General features: G+C 71.8%; 17 protein-coding genes. 8 read left to right on the top strand and 9 right to left on the bottom strand.

Going from position 1 to position 18,776, the window contains the following annotated elements; all coding sequences use genetic code 11:
* Positions 1-5: 5 nt before the first annotated feature.
* On the bottom strand, positions 6-1,487 hold the full coding sequence (gene xylB, locus ACFYY7_RS25950; RefSeq protein ID WP_388664963.1) for a xylulokinase: 1,482 nt from the start codon (positions 1,485-1,487) through the stop codon (positions 6-8).
* 218 nt (positions 1,488-1,705) lie between these two features.
* Here xylB and xylA point away from each other — a divergent pair, with 218 nt between their 5' ends.
* Positions 1,706-2,875, top strand: a complete 1,170-nt coding sequence (gene xylA / locus ACFYY7_RS25945; RefSeq protein WP_266728172.1) for a xylose isomerase — start codon at positions 1,706-1,708, stop codon at positions 2,873-2,875.
* Positions 2,876-2,894: 19 nt separating this feature from the next.
* Here xylA and ACFYY7_RS25940 read toward each other — a convergent pair whose 3' ends face one another.
* The 3 genes from ACFYY7_RS25940 to ACFYY7_RS25930 form a co-directional block, all read right to left on the bottom strand.
* Positions 2,895-4,139 (bottom strand): ROK family protein, encoded by a 1,245-nt coding sequence (locus tag ACFYY7_RS25940; protein ID WP_388664961.1) that lies wholly within the window; start codon positions 4,137-4,139, stop codon positions 2,895-2,897.
* Between the two features lie 71 nt (positions 4,140-4,210).
* Positions 4,211-5,209 (bottom strand): formylglycine-generating enzyme family protein, encoded by a 999-nt coding sequence (locus ACFYY7_RS25935; RefSeq protein WP_388664959.1) that lies wholly within the window; start codon positions 5,207-5,209, stop codon positions 4,211-4,213.
* Positions 5,206-6,453: an ROK family transcriptional regulator gene (locus ACFYY7_RS25930; protein ID WP_388664957.1), complete on the bottom strand. Its 1,248-nt coding sequence runs from the start codon at positions 6,451-6,453 to the stop codon at positions 5,206-5,208. The genes ACFYY7_RS25935 and ACFYY7_RS25930 overlap by 4 nt, the downstream gene beginning before the upstream one ends.
* A 210-nt stretch (positions 6,454-6,663) precedes the next feature.
* Between ACFYY7_RS25930 and ACFYY7_RS25925 the strand changes: the two genes are divergently transcribed.
* The 5 genes from ACFYY7_RS25925 to ACFYY7_RS25905 are packed head-to-tail and all read left to right on the top strand — an operon-like array spanning position 6,664 to position 13,145.
* Positions 6,664-8,190, top strand: a complete 1,527-nt coding sequence (locus tag ACFYY7_RS25925) for a sulfatase-like hydrolase/transferase (protein ID WP_388664955.1) — start codon at positions 6,664-6,666, stop codon at positions 8,188-8,190.
* The gene (locus tag ACFYY7_RS25920) at positions 8,187-9,044 is read left to right on the top strand and encodes an ABC transporter permease (RefSeq protein ID WP_388664953.1); all 858 of its coding nucleotides are present in this window, start codon (positions 8,187-8,189) and stop codon (positions 9,042-9,044) included. Before ACFYY7_RS25925 ends, ACFYY7_RS25920 begins: the two co-directional genes overlap by 4 nt.
* 2 nt (positions 9,045-9,046) lie before the next feature.
* The gene (locus ACFYY7_RS25915) at positions 9,047-9,829 is read left to right on the top strand and encodes an ABC transporter ATP-binding protein (RefSeq protein WP_388664951.1); all 783 of its coding nucleotides are present in this window, start codon (positions 9,047-9,049) and stop codon (positions 9,827-9,829) included.
* On the top strand, positions 9,826-10,854 hold the full coding sequence (locus ACFYY7_RS25910; protein WP_388664949.1) for an aliphatic sulfonate ABC transporter substrate-binding protein: 1,029 nt from the start codon (positions 9,826-9,828) through the stop codon (positions 10,852-10,854). Before ACFYY7_RS25915 ends, ACFYY7_RS25910 begins: the two co-directional genes overlap by 4 nt.
* Entirely contained in the window at positions 10,854-13,145 is a 2,292-nt protein-coding gene (locus ACFYY7_RS25905) for a DUF4838 domain-containing protein (RefSeq protein ID WP_388664947.1), read from the top strand. Before ACFYY7_RS25910 ends, ACFYY7_RS25905 begins: the two co-directional genes overlap by 1 nt.
* An 84-nt stretch (positions 13,146-13,229) precedes the next feature.
* On the opposite strand, the gene ACFYY7_RS25900 is transcribed toward ACFYY7_RS25905, so the two are convergent.
* The 4 genes from ACFYY7_RS25900 to ACFYY7_RS25885 form a co-directional block, all read right to left on the bottom strand.
* Entirely contained in the window at positions 13,230-13,877 is a 648-nt protein-coding gene (locus ACFYY7_RS25900; protein WP_388665229.1) for a DUF305 domain-containing protein, read from the bottom strand.
* Between the two features lie 5 nt (positions 13,878-13,882).
* Positions 13,883-14,533: a DUF3105 domain-containing protein gene (locus ACFYY7_RS25895; RefSeq protein WP_388664945.1), complete on the bottom strand. Its 651-nt coding sequence runs from the start codon at positions 14,531-14,533 to the stop codon at positions 13,883-13,885.
* Positions 14,534-14,620: 87 nt separating this feature from the next.
* Positions 14,621-15,043: a hypothetical protein gene (locus ACFYY7_RS25890; protein ID WP_388664943.1), complete on the bottom strand. Its 423-nt coding sequence runs from the start codon at positions 15,041-15,043 to the stop codon at positions 14,621-14,623.
* A gap of 128 nt (positions 15,044-15,171) precedes the next feature.
* The gene (locus tag ACFYY7_RS25885) at positions 15,172-15,342 is read right to left on the bottom strand and encodes a hypothetical protein (protein ID WP_388664941.1); all 171 of its coding nucleotides are present in this window, start codon (positions 15,340-15,342) and stop codon (positions 15,172-15,174) included.
* A gap of 233 nt (positions 15,343-15,575) precedes the next feature.
* Here ACFYY7_RS25885 and ACFYY7_RS25880 point away from each other — a divergent pair, with 233 nt between their 5' ends.
* The gene (locus tag ACFYY7_RS25880; protein ID WP_388664939.1) at positions 15,576-16,184 is read left to right on the top strand and encodes a GNAT family N-acetyltransferase; all 609 of its coding nucleotides are present in this window, start codon (positions 15,576-15,578) and stop codon (positions 16,182-16,184) included.
* A gap of 52 nt (positions 16,185-16,236) precedes the next feature.
* Here the strand turns inward: ACFYY7_RS25880 and ACFYY7_RS25875 are convergent, their stop codons facing one another.
* Entirely contained in the window at positions 16,237-17,754 is a 1,518-nt protein-coding gene (locus ACFYY7_RS25875; protein WP_388664937.1) for an APC family permease, read from the bottom strand.
* A gap of 227 nt (positions 17,755-17,981) precedes the next feature.
* Between ACFYY7_RS25875 and ACFYY7_RS25870 the strand changes: the two genes are divergently transcribed.
* Positions 17,982-18,686 carry a GntR family transcriptional regulator gene (locus ACFYY7_RS25870; RefSeq protein ID WP_388664935.1) on the top strand — a complete coding sequence of 235 codons (705 nt, stop codon included), beginning with the start codon at positions 17,982-17,984 and terminating at the stop codon, positions 18,684-18,686.
* The last annotated feature ends 90 nt before the right edge of the window (positions 18,687-18,776 follow it).

Below are 18,776 nucleotides of genomic sequence, written 5' to 3'. Positions count from 1 at the left end.
AACCGTCAGAAACCGCCGAGCAACGGCCCCGAGGCCCGTTCCAGCACCGATCCGACCCGCTCCCAGGTGGCCGAGTCGCGCTGGACGGGCGGCAGTCGGATGTCCTCGCCGGTGCCCCAGCCGGCGGCGATCGCGACCGGGTCGGCGCCGGTGGCCGCGGCCGCCGCCAGTGCGGCGGCGCCCAGGGCCACATGCTCGTCGCTCCCGGGCACGATCACGGGGCGCCCGGAGAGCCTCCGTACCGTCTCCACCCAGGCCCGTCCCCGGGCGCCGCCGCCGATCAGCCGCAGTGGGCGGGCGGCCACCCCGGGATCGGCCGGGTCGCGACCGCAGGCCCGCAGCAGCTCGTCCAGGGCGCGCAGCACGGTGACCACGGCGCCCTCGTAGGCGGCGCCGAGGAGCTGACGGGGCGTCGTGTCGTGCCGGAGCCCGGTGAGCAGGCCGGCGGCGGTGGGCAGATCGGGGGTGCGTTCGCCGTCCAGGTAGGGGAGGAGCACCGCCTCGCCGCCGGGGGTGATGTCGTCGCGGTCCAGGCCGAGCAGCGCGGCGACCTTGTCCACGGCGAGCGTGCAGTTGAGGGTGCAGGCCAGCGGGAGGTACGTGCCGTCCGTCGCGGCGAAGCCCGAGAGCGCAGGGGACGCGGGCCGGGTCCGGGACGCCGCGAAGACCGTTCCCGAGGTGCCGAGGCTGAGGACGGGGTGGTCGAGCAGTCCGGCGCCGCCCAGCCCGAGGCCGACGGCTGCGCTCATGTTGTCCCCGGTGCCCGCGGCGACGGCGGTCGTGGCGGGCAGACCGAGGGCGTCGGCCGCCTCGGCGGTCAGCGAACCCACCCGGGCCGCCCCGGTCGGGGCCACCTCGGGGAGCAACGCGGCGTCCAGGCCGAGGAGTTCGAGGAGTACGGGGTCGTAGGCGCCGGTCGCGGTGGAGTACCAGCCGGTGCCCGAGGCGTCGCCGGGGTCGGTGGCTGCGGCACCCGCGAGCCGTTCGGTCAGGAAGTCGTGGGGCAGGCGCACGGCCGCGGTCGCGGCGGCGATGTCCGGCTCGTTCTCCCGCAGCCACCGCCACTTCGACGCGGTGAGGGCGGCCACCGGCACCGATCCGGTCCGCGCGGTCCAGGCGTCGGGGCCGCCGAGCGCCGCGGTGAGCGCGGTGGCCTGCGGGGCGGAGCGGGTGTCGTTCCACAGCATCGCGGGGCGCAGCGGGCGGCCCTTGCCGTCGAGGACGACCAGTCCGTGCTGCTGTCCGGCGACCGCGATGCCGGTCACCGCCGACGCGGCGGCTCCGGACTCCTTCAGCCCGGCGGCGACGGCGTCGCGCAGCGCCCGCCACCACACCTCCGGGTCGCTCTCGCGGGCCCCCGCCGCACCATGGACGACATGCGGCGCGCGGCCGACGGCGAGCAGCCGGCCGCTCGTGGCGTCGACGAAGGCCGCCTTGGTGGACTGGGTGGAACTGTCCACACCGATGACGACGGTACGCGGCGGCATGGCGCCCTCATTCCTGTGCTTCGGTCCCTTGCGGCGGTACCGCGCGGATTTTGGACATGGTCAAAACAAAATACGCGACGGGATCTCCATCGAACAGTGGTCGTGTGAGGGGTTACGCGCCCGAGGTGGCACATGCATCATTAGTCATGACAGTGAACAAATAAGGTCCGGGCGGTTCGGCCGGCCCAGGGCCCGAAGGCACCGAAGGCGGTCACACGATGACGGAACGCTTCACGCCCACCCCCGAGGACCGGTTCACCTTCGGACTCTGGACGGTGGGCTGGCAGGGACGCGACCCGTTCGGCGACGCGACCCGCGCCGCGATCGACCCGGCCGACTCCGTGCGGCGGCTCGCGGAACTGGGTGCGTACGGCGTGACGTTCCACGACGACGACCTGATCCCGTTCGGCTCGACGGACACCGAGCGCGAAGGGATCGTGAAGCGGTTCCGGCAGGCGCTGGACGCGGCCGGGCTCGTTGTCCCCATGGCGACGACGAACCTCTTCACCCACCCGGTGTTCAAGGACGGCGCGTTCACCGCCAACGACCGCGACGTACGCCGTTACGCCCTGCGCAAGACGCTGCGCAACATCGACCTCGCCGTCGAGCTCGGCGCCACCACCTACGTCGCCTGGGGCGGCCGCGAGGGCTCCGAGTCCGGCGCCGCCAAGGACGTCCGGGTCGCCCTCGACCGGATGAAGGAGGCCTTCGACCTGCTCGGCGACTACGTCACCGGACAGGGCTACGACCTGAGGTTCGCCATCGAGCCCAAGCCGAACGAGCCGCGCGGCGACATCCTGCTCCCCACCATCGGCCATGCCCTCGCCTTCATCGAGCGCCTGGAGCGGCCGGAGCTGGTCGGCGTCAACCCGGAGACCGGGCACGAGCAGATGGCCGGGCTGAACTTCCCGCACGGCATCGCACAGGCCCTGTGGGCGGGCAAGCTCTTCCACATCGATCTGAACGGTCAGTCGGGCATCAAGTACGACCAGGACCTGCGCTTCGGCGCGGGCGATCTGCGCCAGGCGTTCTGGCTCGTCGACCTGCTGGAGACGGGCGGCTACGAGGGCCCCCGGCACTTCGACTTCAAGCCGCCGCGCACCGAGGACCACGACGGGGTCTGGGCCTCGGCCGCGGGCTGCATGCGCAACTATCTGATCCTCAAGGAGCGCGCCGCCGCGTTCCGCGCCGACCCCGCCGTCCGGGAAGCGCTGCGCGCCTCCCGCCTCGACGAACTGGCCCGCCGTACCGCCGAGGACGGTGTCGCCGGTCTGCTGGCCGACCGGTCGGCGTACGAGGAGTTCGACGTGACGGCCGCGGCGGAGCGGGGGATGGCGTTCGAGGCCCTGGACCAATTGGCGATGGACCACCTGCTCGGCGTCCGCTGAACCCGGGGCGCCCGGCCGCTCAGCCGGCCGGGCGCCCCGCGTACGCCACCGGGTCGGCCAGCACCTCCGTCAGCACCAGCGCCGCCGCGCCCCGGGCCGCGTCACCCGCGACGGACGAGGCGCGCAGCCGCCCGCTCCCAGGGGACCAGAGCCCCGACACCACACGGCCGGTCAGCTCCTGGTCGGCGGGCGGCGACAGCCACGGCATCAGGTTCCGGTAGATCCCGCCGAGCACCACCGCGTCCGGGTCGAGCAGATTCACCGCCCCGGACAGCACCCGCCCCAGCATCCGGCCGGCCTCCGCGACAGCGGCCACCGCCCGTTCGTCTCCCGCGCGGGCGCGCCGTTCCAGCTCGGCCACCCCGGCGCCGCTGCCGGACTCCGCGATCCCGGCGGCCCGCAGCAGCGCCGCCTGTCCCGCGTACTGCTCCAGGCAGCCGCGCGAGCCGCACCGGCACTCCGGCCCCTCGGCGTCCACCACCACATGCCCGATCTCCCCGGCGAATCCGTGCGCCCCGCGCAGCAGTTCACCGTTGACGACCAGCGCACCGCCGACACCGATCTCGCCGGTCAGGTAGAGGAAGCTGCGCAGCTCGTCGAGTCCGCCGAACCAGAGTTCGGCCAGCGCCGCCAGATTGGCCTCGTTCTCGGAGGCCACCGCCAGCGCCTCGTGTCCGGGGCGGGCGCGGGCGAGCGCGGCCGCGAAGAGGTCCTCGGCCGGAACCCGGTTCCAGCCCAGGTTGGGCGCCTGGCGCACCGTACCGCCGGAAACCAGTCCGGGCAGGGCGAGGGCCACGCCGACCGGGCGGAGTTCCTGCTCGCGCGCCGATTCCAGGGTGCGTGCGGCGATGCCGGCGGCCCGCGCCAGGACCTCCCCGGGCGGCGCGCCGCGGTTGTCGAGGTGCTCGGTGAGCCGCACCCGTCCGGTGCCCGCCAGGTCCACGACGCACACCGACACGTAGTCGATGTTGACCTCCACACCCAGCCCGGCGGGCCCGGTGCGTGCCACCTTGAGCGCGGTGCCGGGGCGGCCCGCCTGACCGCTGAACGTCTTGCCGGACTCGGTGAGGAAACCGGCGGCGAGCAGCTGCTCGACGAGCGAGGACACCGCGGCCCGGGTCAGCCCCACCCGTGCGGCGACCCCGGCCCTGGTCGCCCCGCCCTCGGCCTCGTCGCGGACGGCACGCAGCACCAGGCTGAGGTTGCTCCGGCGCACGGTGTCCTTGTCGGCCTTGGGCCCCAGCGGTGTGACGTTGCTCTTCATGTCGGAGCCGAGCCTATGCGATTCCTTGTGCGACTCCCGGGTGCGATCGCTTCCGCGCTGCCCCGGCCCGCTCAGAGCGCGCAGCGGAATCCGCCGTGGCCCGTCGTGCTGTCCGGGGTGTTGGAGGTGCGGGCGGCCACCCGGTAGCGGGTGCAGTAGGAGCTGTGACAGAGGTAGGAGCCGCCGCGCAGGACCCGGTTCGCGCCGACCGGCGGTCCGACGGGATCGACGCGGGAGGCCGGGCGGTCGGCGACGTGCCAGTCGGCGCTGAACCGGTCGGCGCACCACTCCCACACATTGCCCGAGGTGTTGTACAGGCCGAAGCCGTTGGGCGGGTAGGAGTTGACGGGGGCCGTGGAGAGGAAGCCGTCCTCGCCGGTGTTGCGCACGGGGAAGTCGCCCTGCCAGATGTTGCAGCGGTGCCTGCCCCCGGGGGTGAGCTCGTCGCCCCACGGGAAGCGGGCCCGTACCAGTCCGCCACGGGCCGCCTTCTCCCACTCGGCCTCGGTCGGCAGCCGCTTGCCGGCCCATCGGGCGTACGCCGTCGCGTCGTTCCACGACATATGGACCACGGGGTGATTCCGGCGGTCGCCGATCGAGGTCCCGGGCCCCTCGGGCGCCCGCCAGTACGCACCGCTCACCGCTCGCCACCAGGGGGCGCCGGGGACGATGCCGGGCAGCACCGCGTGGAGTGCCTGCGGGGGTACGAAGGAGCCGAACACATAGGACCAGCCGATGAGTTCGGCCTCGGTGCGGTAGCCGGTGGCCTTCACGAACACGGCGAACCGGGCATTGGTCACACAGGTCGCGTCGATGCGGAACGGGCGGACGGCGACCTCCCGTACCGGCCCCTCACCGTCCGCCGCGAACCCGTCCTCGTCCTCGCCGCCCATCAGGAACGGGCCGCCCGGGACGGCGACCATGCCCCGAAGGACCTCGGCCGGACGGCGTACGGGGACGGCGAAGTCCGCCGGCGGAGGGCAGGGCGAGCCGTCCGGCGGCGGGGCGGCGAGCGCGGAGTCCGCAGGGTCCGTCGCCTGTGCCCGGGACGGTCCGCAGCACGCGTTCACCGTGACGCCCCGGTGACGAGGGGCGAGCCGTCCTCGGTGGCGTCGCCGGGGACGGACCTGTCGTCGAGCAGCCCGGCCAGTTCCTGCCCGGTGGTGCGAAGCAGCAGGGCCACCCCGCCGAGCGCGGCCGCGTCGCCACTGAGCGCGGAGCCGCGCACCTCGACGGTGCGGGGCGCGGTCGGCAGGGAGAGGGCGGCGAGCTGTTCCCGGATCGGGGCGAGGACGAGTTCGTCCAGGGCGGCCGGTTCACCGCAGACCACGATGCACTCGGGGTCGACCTGTGCCGCGAGGGCCGCGAGGACCCGTCCGGCGGTGACGGCCGCGCCGCGGAACACATCGGCGACGTCCGGCCGGCCCGCCGCCGCGAGAGCGACCATCTCCTCGGCGTCCTCGACCACCACGCCCCGGTCGGCGCAGGCCGCGAGCAGAGCGGGAAGGCTGATGAGGCCCTCCAGACAGCCGCGGCCACCGCAGTGGCAGGGCTTTCCCTCCGGATCGCAACTGGTGTGGCCGATCTCGCCGGCCGCGCCGTGGGCGCCGCGCACCAGCTGGCCGTTGACGACGAGCCCCCCGCCGACCCCCTGGGACCACCCCAGGTAGACGGTGTTGTCGAGGCCGCGGGCTGCACCCCAGGTGACCTCGGCGAGCGCGGCGAGCCTGGAGTTGTTGTCGGTGAGTACGGGGGCGTCGAAGTGCCGGCCGAGTTCGGCGGCGACATGGCTGGCGAAGGGCGTCATGTTGCGCGGATCGCCGGAGGCCGGATTCTGGACGAATCCGGGGAGCCCGAGGCCGATGCCCTGGACCGGAGCGAGGCTGATGTTCTCGCGCCGTACCAGCTCCTCCACGGCGGCGACGGCCTGCGCGGCCCGCTCGGGGGCGCCGCTGTCCGGCGGGGCGGGGACGCTGTACCGGCCGACGATCTCATGGGCGCAGTTGGCGACGACCACATGGATCCGGTGGCGCTGGAGGTCGATGCCGATCAGCTCGGCACCGCGCGCGTTCAGCGCGATCTCCAGGGCGGGCCTGCCCCGGCCGCGCGGATGTTCCGGGTCCGGGGCGGGCTGCTCCACGACGGCCTTGCGTTCCAGCAGATCGGAGACGATCGCGAACAGGGTGGTGCGGGAGAGCCCGACCCTCGCCTTGAGCTCGCCGCGGCTCAGCGCGCCCGACCTGCGCAGTTCACCGAGTACGGCGGCTTCATTGGCCCTGCGCAGACGTTGCAAGGCATCGGTGCGTTCCGTCATGCACGCATGGTCGATCGGTCAAGGTGTTTCTGTCAACGCGCCGGAAGAATTCACACGCTTTTTATTCCCAAGGGTTGACGTAAAAAAGTCGCCGTCCTTACAGTTCCGGTCACTTGCCTGCCCGAGCACGTGCTTCGGCACCGGTCCGAGCGCCTGCCCGGGCCCTCGGCGGCACCACCGTGAGCGACCCGTCGAAAGGGCGACCAGCCAGTGGCTCCGCGCAACGTCCTGTTCCTGATGACCGACCAGCACCGGGTCGACACCCTGGGCTGTTACGGCAATCCACTCGTCGACACCCCGGCTCTGGACGCCCTGGCGGCCGAGGGGACCCGGTTCGACCGCTTCTACACGCCGACCGCCATCTGCACCCCCGCCCGTGCCTCACTCGCCACCGGCCTCCACCCGTTCCGCCACGGCATGCTGAACAACCCCGAGCGCAACGGCGGCAGCAAGGACGAACTCTCCGACGAAAGCCCCATGATGTGGCGCCAGTTGATGGACCGGGGCTACCAGGTCGGCCACGCCGGCAAATGGCACATCGGCCGCGAGCGCGGCCCCGAGTTCTACGGCCTGGACGGCGAGCACCTGCCCGGCGCGCTCAACCCCGTACACCATCCCTCGTACGAGAAGTGGCTGGAGGACAACGGCTTCCCGCCCTTCGCCGTGCGCGAACCCGTCTTCGGCACCGCCGCCAACGGCACCGGACGCGGCCACCTCATCGCCGGCCGGCTCCAGCAGCCCGTCGAGGCCACCATCGAGGCGTTCCTCACCGACCGGACCCTCGCCCTGCTGGACCGGTACGCCGCCGACTGGAAGGCGAGCGGCACGCCCTTCATGCTGTCGTGCCACTGGTACGGCCCCCACCTGCCGTATCTGATCCCCGACGAGTACTACGACCTGTACGACCCCGACGACGTGCCGTTGCCCGCCTCCATGGCCGAGACCTTCGCCGGCAAGCCCGATGTGCAGCGCCAGTACAGCGCGTACTGGTCCTCGGACGATTTCGACGACGCCGCCTGGCGCAAGCTCATCGCCGTCTACTGGGGCTACGTCACCATGATCGACCACCAGATCGGGCGGCTGACCGACGCGCTCCGGGAGCACGGGCTCCTGGACGACACGGCGGTCTTCTTCACCGCCGACCACGGCGAGTTCACCGGCGCCCACCGGCTGAACGACAAGGGCCCGGCGATGTACGAGGACATCTACCGGATCCCCGCGATCGCCCGTGTCCCGGGCGCCCCCGCCCAGGTCAGCGACGACTTCGCCAACCTCATCGACCTCAACCCGACCATCCTCGACCTGGCGGGCGCCCCGACACCCGAACTCTGCGACGGGGAAAGCCTGTTGCCACTGCTGATGGGGGAGAAGCCCGGGGCCGCCGGGACCACCCAGGACTCCGCGACACCCGCCGGGAAAACCCGTGACCAGATCGTCGCCGAATTCCACGGCCACCACTTCCCCTACTCCCAGCGCATGATCCGCGACCGGCGCCACAAGCTGGTGCACAACCCGGAGAGCGTGCACGAGCTGTACGACCTGGAGACCGACCCGCACGAACTGCACAACGTGTACGAGGCACCTGCCTACGCCGGTGTCCGGCGCGACCTCACCGTGCGGCTCTACCGCGAGCTGCTGCGCCGCGGCGACCCGGCCTACTCCTGGATGAGTTACATGGCGGACATCGGTGGAGACCGCGCGGCGGACGTCGACGGAGTCGCGGAGGAGGTCGCATGAGACAGAAACTGCTGCCCGGCCCCGCACCGGCGGACGAACCGGCCGCGGCCGCACCGGTGAAGAGCCCGAATCCGGCGAAGCACCCGGAGAAGAAGGCCCGGGGCACGGGCCGGCTCCGCTCCCTGCTGCTCGGCCTCGCCTCCGCCGCGCTCGGCCTGGCAGCCTGGTTCGTCCTCGCCAACAGCGGCATCGACGGCTTCCCCGGACCCGTCGAAGTGGCCCGTCGGGCCATCACCCTCATCGGTGACGGCACGCTCCTCGCCGACGCGGGCGCCAGCCTGAGACGCGTCCTCATCGGCTACGTCCTCGGCGTCGCCCTCGCGATCCCCGTCGGCTTCCTGATGGGCTGGTACCCGGTCGTCCGCCGGCTGATCGAACCCTGGCTGCAGTTCTTCCGCATGGTGCCGCCGCTCGCGATCATCCCGCTCGCCATCGTCCTCATGGGCATCGACGAGACCCCGAAGATCTTCGTCATCTTCCTGGCCGCGTTCCTCAGCTCCGTCGTCTCCACCTTCCAGGGCGTCGTCGCCGTCGACGTCACCCTCGTCAACGCGGCCAGGGTGCTCGGCGCCCGCGACCCACAGGTCTTCCTCGGCATCGTCGTCCCCGCGTCCACGCCGTTCATCCTGGTCGGCATGCGGATCGGCCTCGGCGCCTCCTGGGCGACCGTCGTGGCGGCCGAACTCATCGCGGCCCAGGGCGGACTGGGCTTCCGCATGCAGCAGGCCCAGCTCTACTACGACCTGCCGACCATCTTCGTCCAGCTCATCGCCATCGGGGCGATCGGCCTCGTCATGGACCGGCTGCTGCTCCTCGCCGAGCGCCGGCTCACCCACTGGCAGGAACGGCGGTAACCATGCCCACCATCAACTTCCACGAGGTGTCGAGGGGCTTCACCGTCAAGGACGGCGAGTTCCTGGCCCTGGACCGGGTCGGACTGGACATCGAGGACGGCGAGTTCGTCACCGTCGTCGGCCCGTCCGGCTGCGGCAAGAGCACCCTGATGAACATTGCGGCGGGTCTCCTGGACGCGACCGACGGCGAGGTCACCGTCGACGGCGTCCCCGTCCGCGGACCGGCCCCCGAACGCGGCGTCATCTTCCAGCAGTACGCGCTCTTCCCCTGGATGACCGTCACCGCCAACGTCGAGTACGGACTGAAGGTCGCCGGAGTCGGCAGGGCCGAACGCCGCCGCCGGGCCCAGGAGGTCATTGAACTCGTCGGCCTCACCGACTTCGCCGACGCCCTGCCCAAAACCCTCTCCGGCGGCATGAAGCAGCGCTGCGCCATCGCGCGCGCCTACGCCGTCGACCCGAAGGTCCTCCTCATGGACGAACCCTTCGGCGCGCTCGACTCACTGACCCGGGTCCGGATGCAGGAATCCCTGCTCGACACCTGGAGCCGCGACCGGCGCACCGTCATGTTCATCACCCACGACGTCGACGAGGCGGTCTTCCTGGCCAACCGGGTCGTCGTGATGGCCGCCCGTCCGGGCCGCATCCACACGGTCGTCCCCGTCACGCTGCCCTACCCGCGCACCGAGGAACACCGCCTCTCGCCCGAGTTCGCAGCGCTGCGCGCCCAGGTCTGGCATGCCGTCCACCGTCAGCCCGCTCCCCTCGAAGGAACAGCGTCGTGAAGAAATCCCGGTTCATCGGCCGCCGCACGGCAGGTCTCCTCCTCGCCCTCGCCATCGTCCCCGCCGCCACCGGATGCGGCGGCGACTCGTCCGCCGGTTCCTCGGGCGGTGGCAGCGACAAGGTCCGCTTCGGCTACATCGCCGACTACAGCGGCTCGGCGGCGCTCGCCGTCGCCCAGAAGCAGGGCCTGTGGAAGAAGGCGGGCATCACCCCCGAGCTGAAGGTCTTCACCAACGGCCCGCTCCAGGTCCAGGCACTGGGCTCCGGCGACCTGGACTTCGGCTACGTCGGTCCGGGCGCGCTCTGGCTCCCCGCCTCCGGCCGTGCCTCGATCGTCTCCGTCAACATGCTGGGACTCGCCGACCGGGTCATCGCCCGGCCCGGCTCCGGCATCGACAGGCCCGCCGACCTCAAGGGCAAGAAGATCGCCGTCGCCGAAGGCACCTCCGGCGACATGATCCTCGATCTGGCGCTGCGCGAGGCCGGGTTGAAGCAGAGCGACGTCACCAAGGTCGCCATGGACGCCTCGACCGTCGTCACGGCCTTCTCCTCCGGCCAGGTGGACGCGGCCGCCACCTGGTACCCGCTGATCGACACGATGAAGAAGAAGGTCCCCGATCTCAAGGAGATCAGCCGGACCGAGGACTACTACCCCGAGCTGACCTTCCCGAACGTCTTCGTCACCCAGCCGAAGCTGGCCTCCGGAAACCCGGAACTCGTCAAGAAGGTGACCGGGGTCCTCAAGGCGGCCGGCGACTGGATCGCCGCACACCCACAGGAGTCGGAGACCGTCGCCGCCGACTTCCTCGAACTGCCCGCCGGTCAGCTCAAGGGGTCCACGAAGTACGTGAAGATCCTCCCGTCCGCCGAGCTGACGAAGCTCAGCCAGGACGGCACGGTCGACGGCTGGTTCGACGGACTCGCCGATGTCTTCGTCCGGATGAAGAAGCTGCCCGAAGCAGGCAGGGCCAAGGACTACTACCTCGCGGACCTGTACGCCACAGCCGGAAAGGCGGACCACTGATGAACGACCCGAGAGCCGCGGACGACGGATACGCGTCCCGCCACCTGAGCACCATGTGCGCGCCGGGACGACGGGGGTTCCTCGCCGGAGCCGCGGGCCTCGCCGGTGCGGCCGTGCTGCCCTGGACCACCGCCACCGAAGCCGCGGCGGCCGCACCCGCCACCACGGCCGCACTCCGTGTCGTCACGGGCGGACGCGCCCGTGCCACGGTGCTGTGGTGGGGAGCGGGCAGCGCCCGGTTCGCTGCCACCGAACTGCGGGACTACGTCCAGCGGATCACCGGTGTCCGGCTGCCGCTGCGAGCCGCGAACGCCCCCGGCGCCGCTGTCCCCGAAGGCATCACCGGCCTGGTGAGCCTCGTCCCGGGCACCGGCCGGGAGACCGCGGTCCCCGCGAGCCGGCTCGCCGACGCCGGCCGGGAACTCTCCGGCTCCCCCGAGGACTCCTTCACCCTCCTCGGCGACCACACCCACCTGCTGCTGACCGGGATCGGCGACCGGGCCCCGCTCTACGCCGTCTACGCGCTCCTGGAACGGCTCGGCGTACGGTTCTTCGCCCCGTCCTTCCCCGCGTACGAGGGCCACGCCGAACAGATCCCCAGCACCCCGGCCCTCACCCTCCCGCCCGTACGCAGCACCGACCGGCCCGACTGGCAGCTGCGCCGGCAGTACGCCGAGGAGGGCTTCAGCCACACGGAAGCCAGCCTGCCGCCGCTGCTCGACTGGATGGCGAAGAACCGGCTCAACACCTTCGTCCACCCGACCGACTACCTGGGCCTCGGCGTCACCACGTACGACAAGGTGCGGACCGTCCTCACCCGCGAGGCCACCAAGCGCGGCATCCGCATCGAGACCGGCGGCCACGGCTACGACAGCTTCCTGCCGAAGGCCGACCACCCGCAGTACTACGAGTCCGGCGGGCCGCTCTTCGACATCTACAACCCCGAGGCGCTCGACGCCTACATCGACCGCGTCGTCACCTTCCTGCGGGAGCGTCCCGAGATCACCGTCTTCGACTGCTGGCCCCCGGACGTCGGCGCGTTCCAGAAGGCGATCCTCGACCGGTACGGCAAACCCGCCAACGCCGAATCGGTGGTCGTCAACAAGCTCGTCCAGGTCTTGCGGAAGGAGCTGCCCGGTGTCCGGGTCGAACGGATCGCGTACGCGTCCACCGTCCGGCCGCCCGATCCGGAGTACGCGTGCGACCCCGAGGTCATCGTCGACTTCGCCCCGTACTCCCGCAACTACGACGGGAATCTCGGCGATCCCGCGGTGAAGGCCAACACCGGGCTCGCCGACGCGCTGCGCGAGTGGCGGTCCGCGTTCCGCGGTTCGCTGGTGATGTACGAGTACTACCGGCGCTACCGCTGGCGCAGCCTGCCGGTGCGTCCGATCGCCACGATCGAGGGCGACGTCGCCTTCGAGTCCCGGCTCGGTCTGAACGGCATGGGCATGTACAGCGAACCGGGCGACTGGATCACGTACGAACCCGTCCAGAGTCTCGTCGCCGCACTGGCCTGGGACAACAGCCTGGACGCGGACGCGTATCTCGACGGCTACCTGCTGGCGCGCTTCGGCGAGGAGACCTTCACCGCCGTACGCCGCTACTACGACCTGACCGGCCTCGACCCCGACACCCACGCGGTCACCCGGCTCACCGACAGCTACACACAGGCCCGCGACGCGCTCAAGGAGGCCACCGGCCTGGCGAAGGGCGCCGCGGCCCGCACGGTGCTGGACCGGCTGACCCGCAACATCGACATCGCGCTGGCCGACATGCGCATCGGCCTGGCACCGGCGAACAGCGCCGAACTCGACGCGGCCCGCCGGGAGTACCGGGCGCTCGTGCACCGCAACCGGTTCAACGGCGTCTGCCTGCCCAATGTGCAGGCATGGTGGCGCTGGAACGGCCCGGCGGGGCAGACGCCGTACGACGACGCCACGGTCCGCCAGGACGTCGTCGACAGCTACGCCGCCCCCGCCGCCGGATTCGGCGACCCGGGATTCCTCGCGCTGGTACGGGACGGTGACGCCGTGGCCCTCGTCGTGGAGGCACAGGACGTCGACTTCACCGGTCACACCGTCCGGTGGACGGCGACCGCGCCCGACGGCGTGGTACTGGAACCGGCGAGCGGCACGCTGAAGGTGCACGGCACCCGGGGCGCGGCCGCCACGGTGACGGTGCGCGCCACGGCCGGGGCGGCGACCGGAGCCCAGCGGATCACGCTGGACTTCCGGCTGCCGGACGGGACCGAGCTGGTCCCCGCGCGGGTGCAGGTCGCCGTGTCATGACCGGGGCCGGCCCGTTCGAGGCGGAGGAGTCCGCCGCGAACGGGCCGGCCGTGAGGGGGTGCGGGAAGCAGGAACGTCCGGCGCTCAGGCCTTCGAGCCGCGCTCCTTGAGCATGTCCGCCATGAGCGCCATCTCCGACTGCTGGCCGCGCACCATGCCTGCCGCCAGGTTCCTGATCTCATCCGTGTCCGCCGAGGTGGCCGCCGCGGCGGCCATCTCCACACCGGCCTGGTGGTGCGGGGTCATCAGCTTCAGGTACAGCACTTCGGCCGCCCTGCCCTTCGCCGCCCGCAGCTCGTCGAGTTCGGTGTTGGTAGCCATGCCGGGCATCAGCGAACCGTCGCCCCTCGGTGTGAAGGGGTGGTTCATCCACTTCATGGGCACGGCCGAGGAGGACTTCGCCCGGCCCCACATCTCCAGCCAGCCGAGCATCATGCCCCGCTGATTGGCCTGCGTGTTGATGATGTCGTACGCGAGTCGGCGCACCGCCTCGTCGGACGTGCGGTCCCGGACGATGAAAGACATCTCGACCGCCTGCTGATGGTGGATCGACATGTCACGGGCGAACCCGACATCGACCGAGGTGTCCGAGGGGGTGGTCGCGGCGGAACCCCCGGCGGAGGGGGAGCCCGCCGACGAGGACGGCCGTACGAGCATGAGAGCGACCAGGGCCGCCGCCAGCAGCAGCACCACGCCGCCGGCCAGCATCATCGGGCGCGAGGAGCGGACCATGGACGTCACTGGGCGACCCCGTTCGTGCAGGCCGCGCCCGGCTCCGGGGTCTGCGGGCCCTGCACGTACTTGGTGAAGAACTGATCGACGCGCGCGTCGGCGGCGCCGTTCACCGTGACCTGCTTGCCCCAGGCGCTGAGCATGAGCGGGTCGGCCTGGTCCTCGACCGGGCTCATCAGGGAGTACGGCGTCGACTTGACCCGCTCGCTGAGCTTCTCGATGTCGGCCGGCTTCGCCTTGCTCGTGTACGTGACCCAGACCGCGCCGTGCTCCAGGGAGTGGACGGCGTTCTCCTTCGGTATCGCCTTGGTGTAGACGTCGGCGTTGCAGTTCATCCAGATCGGGTTGTGATCGCCGCCGACCGGCGGGTTCATCGGGTAGTCGACCTTCTTGTCGACGTGGTTCTGGGCGAGCTTGTCCCAGGTCCGCTCGCCCTTCACCGGAGAGGACTTGGCCTCTGTCTCGGCCTTGTCCTTGTCGTTGGCGGCGGACATCAGATAGCCGCCGCCGGCGACGAGCGCGGCGACCACGGCGACGGACGCGGTGATCGTGATGAGGCGATTGCGGCGCTCGCGGGCCCGTTCCTTGCGGCGGGCCTCCTCCAGCTTGGCGCGGCGTGCGGAGGCAGAGGCGTTCTGTTGACTGGCGGATGCCATGAGGGGGTCCTTCGGTTCAACGGAAGTGAGGGAGCTGAGGGCATGCGGAGTCTGTTCCCCGGGTGTCGCGGGGAACGGGTCCTGCCTCTAGATCCGCTGAACCTGCAGACGGAGATGGTCGACTTCCCGCACGGCGTCGTTGGACGGGCCGCGGATCGCGGCCGCGCCGGTGAGCGGGGCGACAGGAACGGTGACGGTCGTGCCGGGAAGGGCGGCGGGTGCGCTCTGGCCGGGCAGCACGACCGGGGTCGAGTGCTCGGAGCTTCCGTGGCAGGAGCTGCCCATGCCCCGGTCCTCGGGGGAGTCGGCCACCACGATGCGCGCGAGCGCCTGGTGCGTGGGCGTGATGGTCCGGGCGACGGCCGCCGGCCCGGCGGCGGAGGCGTGCACGGCCGGGGCCGTGATCGAGCAGCACGAGACCATGGCGAAGAGCACGAACAGCCAGCCGAACACGGCCGACGCGCAGGTGCCCTGCGTCCGTCGGCGCGTCGCTTCGCTCAGGCCGGTCATCCCGTCATCGTACGCGGTGTGTGAAGTTTCAATGAGGGGTGGGAGGGAGTGGATCGGGCGGATGTCGTATGGGTGCCCCCTGGCACGATCGTCCGTGCAAGGGGGGGGGCACCAGGGGCAGCGGGACGTCACGGGGCGGAGCCCACCTGGGCCCCGGCCGAGGGCTCCTCCGCCGGTTTCGCCCGCGGCTTCTCCTCCTTCGGCCCGAGCCGGCCGAACACGGCCGCGAGGACCACCGCCGCCGGCGCCCCGGCGGCGACGCCGCTGCCGAAGACCGTGCGGGTCCGTACACGCTCCACTGCACGAGCGGCCTCGTCCACCGGTGGCGCCCCATCGAACCGAACACCCGGGTCCTCGTCGCAGGCATCGCCGACCACGTACAGGCGACCGACGAGCAGACCGGCTGACGGGCTGGCCTGCGGGCGGTCCTACGGGCGGGCAGGCCGGCTGACGGGCAGGTCGACCGGGCGGGTCCGGGCCGACCGGCGCGCGATCGGCCGCGACGGCTTCCGCCCCGTGCCATGATGCGCCCATGCCGTACTTGGTGCCGCCCCACATTCCCCCGGGTCGCCTCGCGGACTCCGCCCAACCGGCTCTCGCCGCCGACGACGACCTGCTGCTGCGGCCGTGGCAGTGCGCGGACGCCCCGTCGGTCGTCGCCGCCTTCTCCGATCCGGCCATCCAGCGCTGGCACATGCGCCGGGCCGACAGCGAGGACGAGGCGCGCGGCTGGATCGAGCAGTGGCAGGAGGCCTGGCGCGGCGAGACCGCGGCCCACTGGGCCGTCGTGCGTCCCCGGGGGGCGGGCGACGGAACCGGGGAAGTCCTCGGCCGGATCTCGCTCCGTTCGCTGATCCCGGAGGGCGGCCAGGCGGAATGCGCCTACTGGGTGCTGCCGGCCGCCCGCGGACGGGGCGTGGCGCCGCGGGCCGTCTCGGCACTCGCGCGCTGGGCGTTCGACGAGATCGGGTTCGAGCGGCTGGAACTCGATCACTCCGTGCTGAACGAGGCGTCCTGCCGGGTGGCGGCCAAGACGGGGTTCGCCCTGGAGGGCACCCGGCGCCACTCCCAGCTCCACTCCGACGGCTGGCACGACATGCATCTGCACGCCAGGCTCCGCGGGGACGACGCGAAGGGCTGACAGCGACCTGGGCGGTGCAGGCCGTTCGCGTCGTCCTCGCGGAGCCGCGCGCTCAGTCCCGTTCCACGTCCACCTCGGTGAGCCGCGCGTACCGTCCGGGGTCGGCGTGCCTGATGCGCAGCGCCACCACGGCCCCGGCCACGAGCACCACCGGCAGCGGCAGCAGCAGCGCCACATTGACCGCACCCGTGCGCCCGGTGAGCAGGTCGAAGTGGAGTATCGCGAGCACCGACAGGACCGCGAGACCCACGAAGGCGATCAGCGGTGCGACCGCGACCCGCCAGACCGACATGCCGCGCCGCTCCCGGCGGAAGAAGAAGCAGACGGCGAGCGCGGCCAGCGCCTGCATGATCATGATGCCGAGTACGCCGGTGCTGTTGGTCCACAGGAAGATCTCGGCGTACGGATCCGCGTCGATCAGGGCACCGCCCACCACGATCACCAGGCCGAAGACGGTCTGCACGACGACGGCCGCCACCGGTGAGCCCTGACGGGGCGACACCCGGCCCAGCCGGCGCGGCAGCAGACCCTCGCGGCCCAGGGCGTAGAGGTAGCGGGCCGCGGCGTTGTGGAAGGCGAGGGTCGCGGCGAACGCGCTGACCACGATCAGCACATGCATGGAGTCGGCGAGCCACGGGCCGACGAACCGGTCGGCCGCGTGGAACGTCAGCTGCGGGCCGTCCGAGGAGCGGGCCATCGAGACCGACTCGTCCGTGCCGAAGCTGCCCATCAGGATCCACACCCCGGCGGCGTAGAACAGCGCCAGGAATCCGATCGCGACAAAGGTGGCACGGGGCACCGTGCGCTCCGGGTCGCGTGCCTCCTCGGCGTAGATCGCGGTCGCCTCGAAGCCCGTGAACGCGCCGATGACCAGGACGAACATCCCCGCCATGCCGCCCGAGGAGGTCAGCACGGACGGGTCGAAGGACGTGACGTCCAGGGCGGCGGTCCCCCGGTCCGCCAGCACCCCGACGTCCATCACCAGCAGCACCAGGACCTCCAGGACCAGCGCCACCCCCAGCACCTTCGCGCTCAGGGTGACCCGCAGCCAGCCCAGTACCCCGGTGCCCAGCACGCAGATCGTCGCCAGCGGCCACCAGGGCAGTTCCGCACCGGTGAGATCGCTCAGGGTCGTCGAGGCGAAGTAGCCGAACCCGGCGGCGACACCGGGGGCGATGAGGTTGTACGAAAGCGTCGCCAGATAGGCCGTGGCGACACCGAGCGTACGGCCGAGCCCTCGGGCCACGTACGCGTAGAAGGCCCCGGCGTTGCGCACGTAGCGGCTCATCGCGGTGAACCCGGCGGCGAAGAGCACCAGCAGCGCACCGGAGACCAGATAGCCGAGCGGGGTGCCCGGACCGCCGATCCCGATGGCGAACGGTGCGACACCTGCCAGCACCGTCAGCGGTGCGGCCGCCGCCACGACGAAGAAGACCAGATCGAAGGTGCCGATCTGCCCCTTGGCGAGGCTTCCGGACGGACCGCCGGAAGGCAGGGCGGTATCCCGGAGGGCCTCGGGGGCCGAGGCGGGGGAGGCGGGCGGCGGGACGGCCGTCGAGGGTTGCGTCATCGGTGGTTCCTCAGGTGCGAACGGGCGGCTGGACGCCGAAGCCGATGCCTGCTCCAGGCATGGGGCGGCGGAAAAGACCAGTTCAGGGCGGCCGGATTGGGCGCGGCGCTCAAGCTATCTGGTATACCGAATACCAATCAAGGGGGTACGGAAGGTTTCCGGAATCTGCGATGATCGCGGCACGGGAGCCGGAAAGAGACCGGCTCCGACGGGCAGGAAGCGAGTCCATGAGCAGCAGCCGAACCGCCGGCCCCAACGCCACCGGCACCATCGGTGCGGCACATCAGTCGCTGCGCGACCAGGTCTATGTGGAACTGCGCGAGCGGATCATCGACGGCCGCTACCCCTCCGGGCACCGGGTCGTCGAGCGGGAACTCGCGGACGAGCTGGGGGTGTCCCGTATCCCTGTACGGGAGGCCATCCAACGGCTGGAGACCGAGGGGTTCATCGCGGCGCAGGCGCGCAGGGGCGCGTTCGTCGCCCCGCTCGGCCCGGCCGAGGCCGCGGACTTCTTCGACATCCGGGAACACCTGGAGGCGCTGGCGGCCTCGCTGGCCGCCCAGCGCGCCGACCGGGCCAGCCTGCGCACCCTGGAGAAGCTGCTGGAACGGGCCCGCCGCGCCGCCGACTCCTCCCGCCGGACCCGCGAACTGGGCTCGGTCCATGCCGACTTCCATCAGCAGATCGTCGTCATGTCCGGCAATCCGCTGCTCCAGGGCCTGATGGCACCGCTCGACGGCCGGCTGCGCCGCCTGTTCAGCCTCACCTCCGAGCCGGGCGACGGTCCCATGATGTGCGGGGAGCACGAACTGCTCTACGAAGCGATCCGCAGCGGTGACGCCGAGGCGGCGGAACGTATCGCCCGCCGTCATGTCGCCGGGACTCGCGAGACCGCGATGCAGATGCTCGCCGCCGGCACCGCTGACTCCTGATCCGGAACAGCCCCTGCCGCCAGACCCGTGGATCCCGGCCCCGGCCCGGACGACCGACCCGCGCACGACGTCGCGCACCACCTGTCGCGC

Source organism: Streptomyces sp. NPDC001933 (genome assembly GCF_042890955.1).
Lineage (GTDB): Bacteria > Actinomycetota > Actinomycetes > Streptomycetales > Streptomycetaceae > Streptomyces.
The sequence above is the reverse complement of the archived record's forward strand: the minus strand, read 5'-3'. Positions and strand labels throughout refer to the sequence as shown.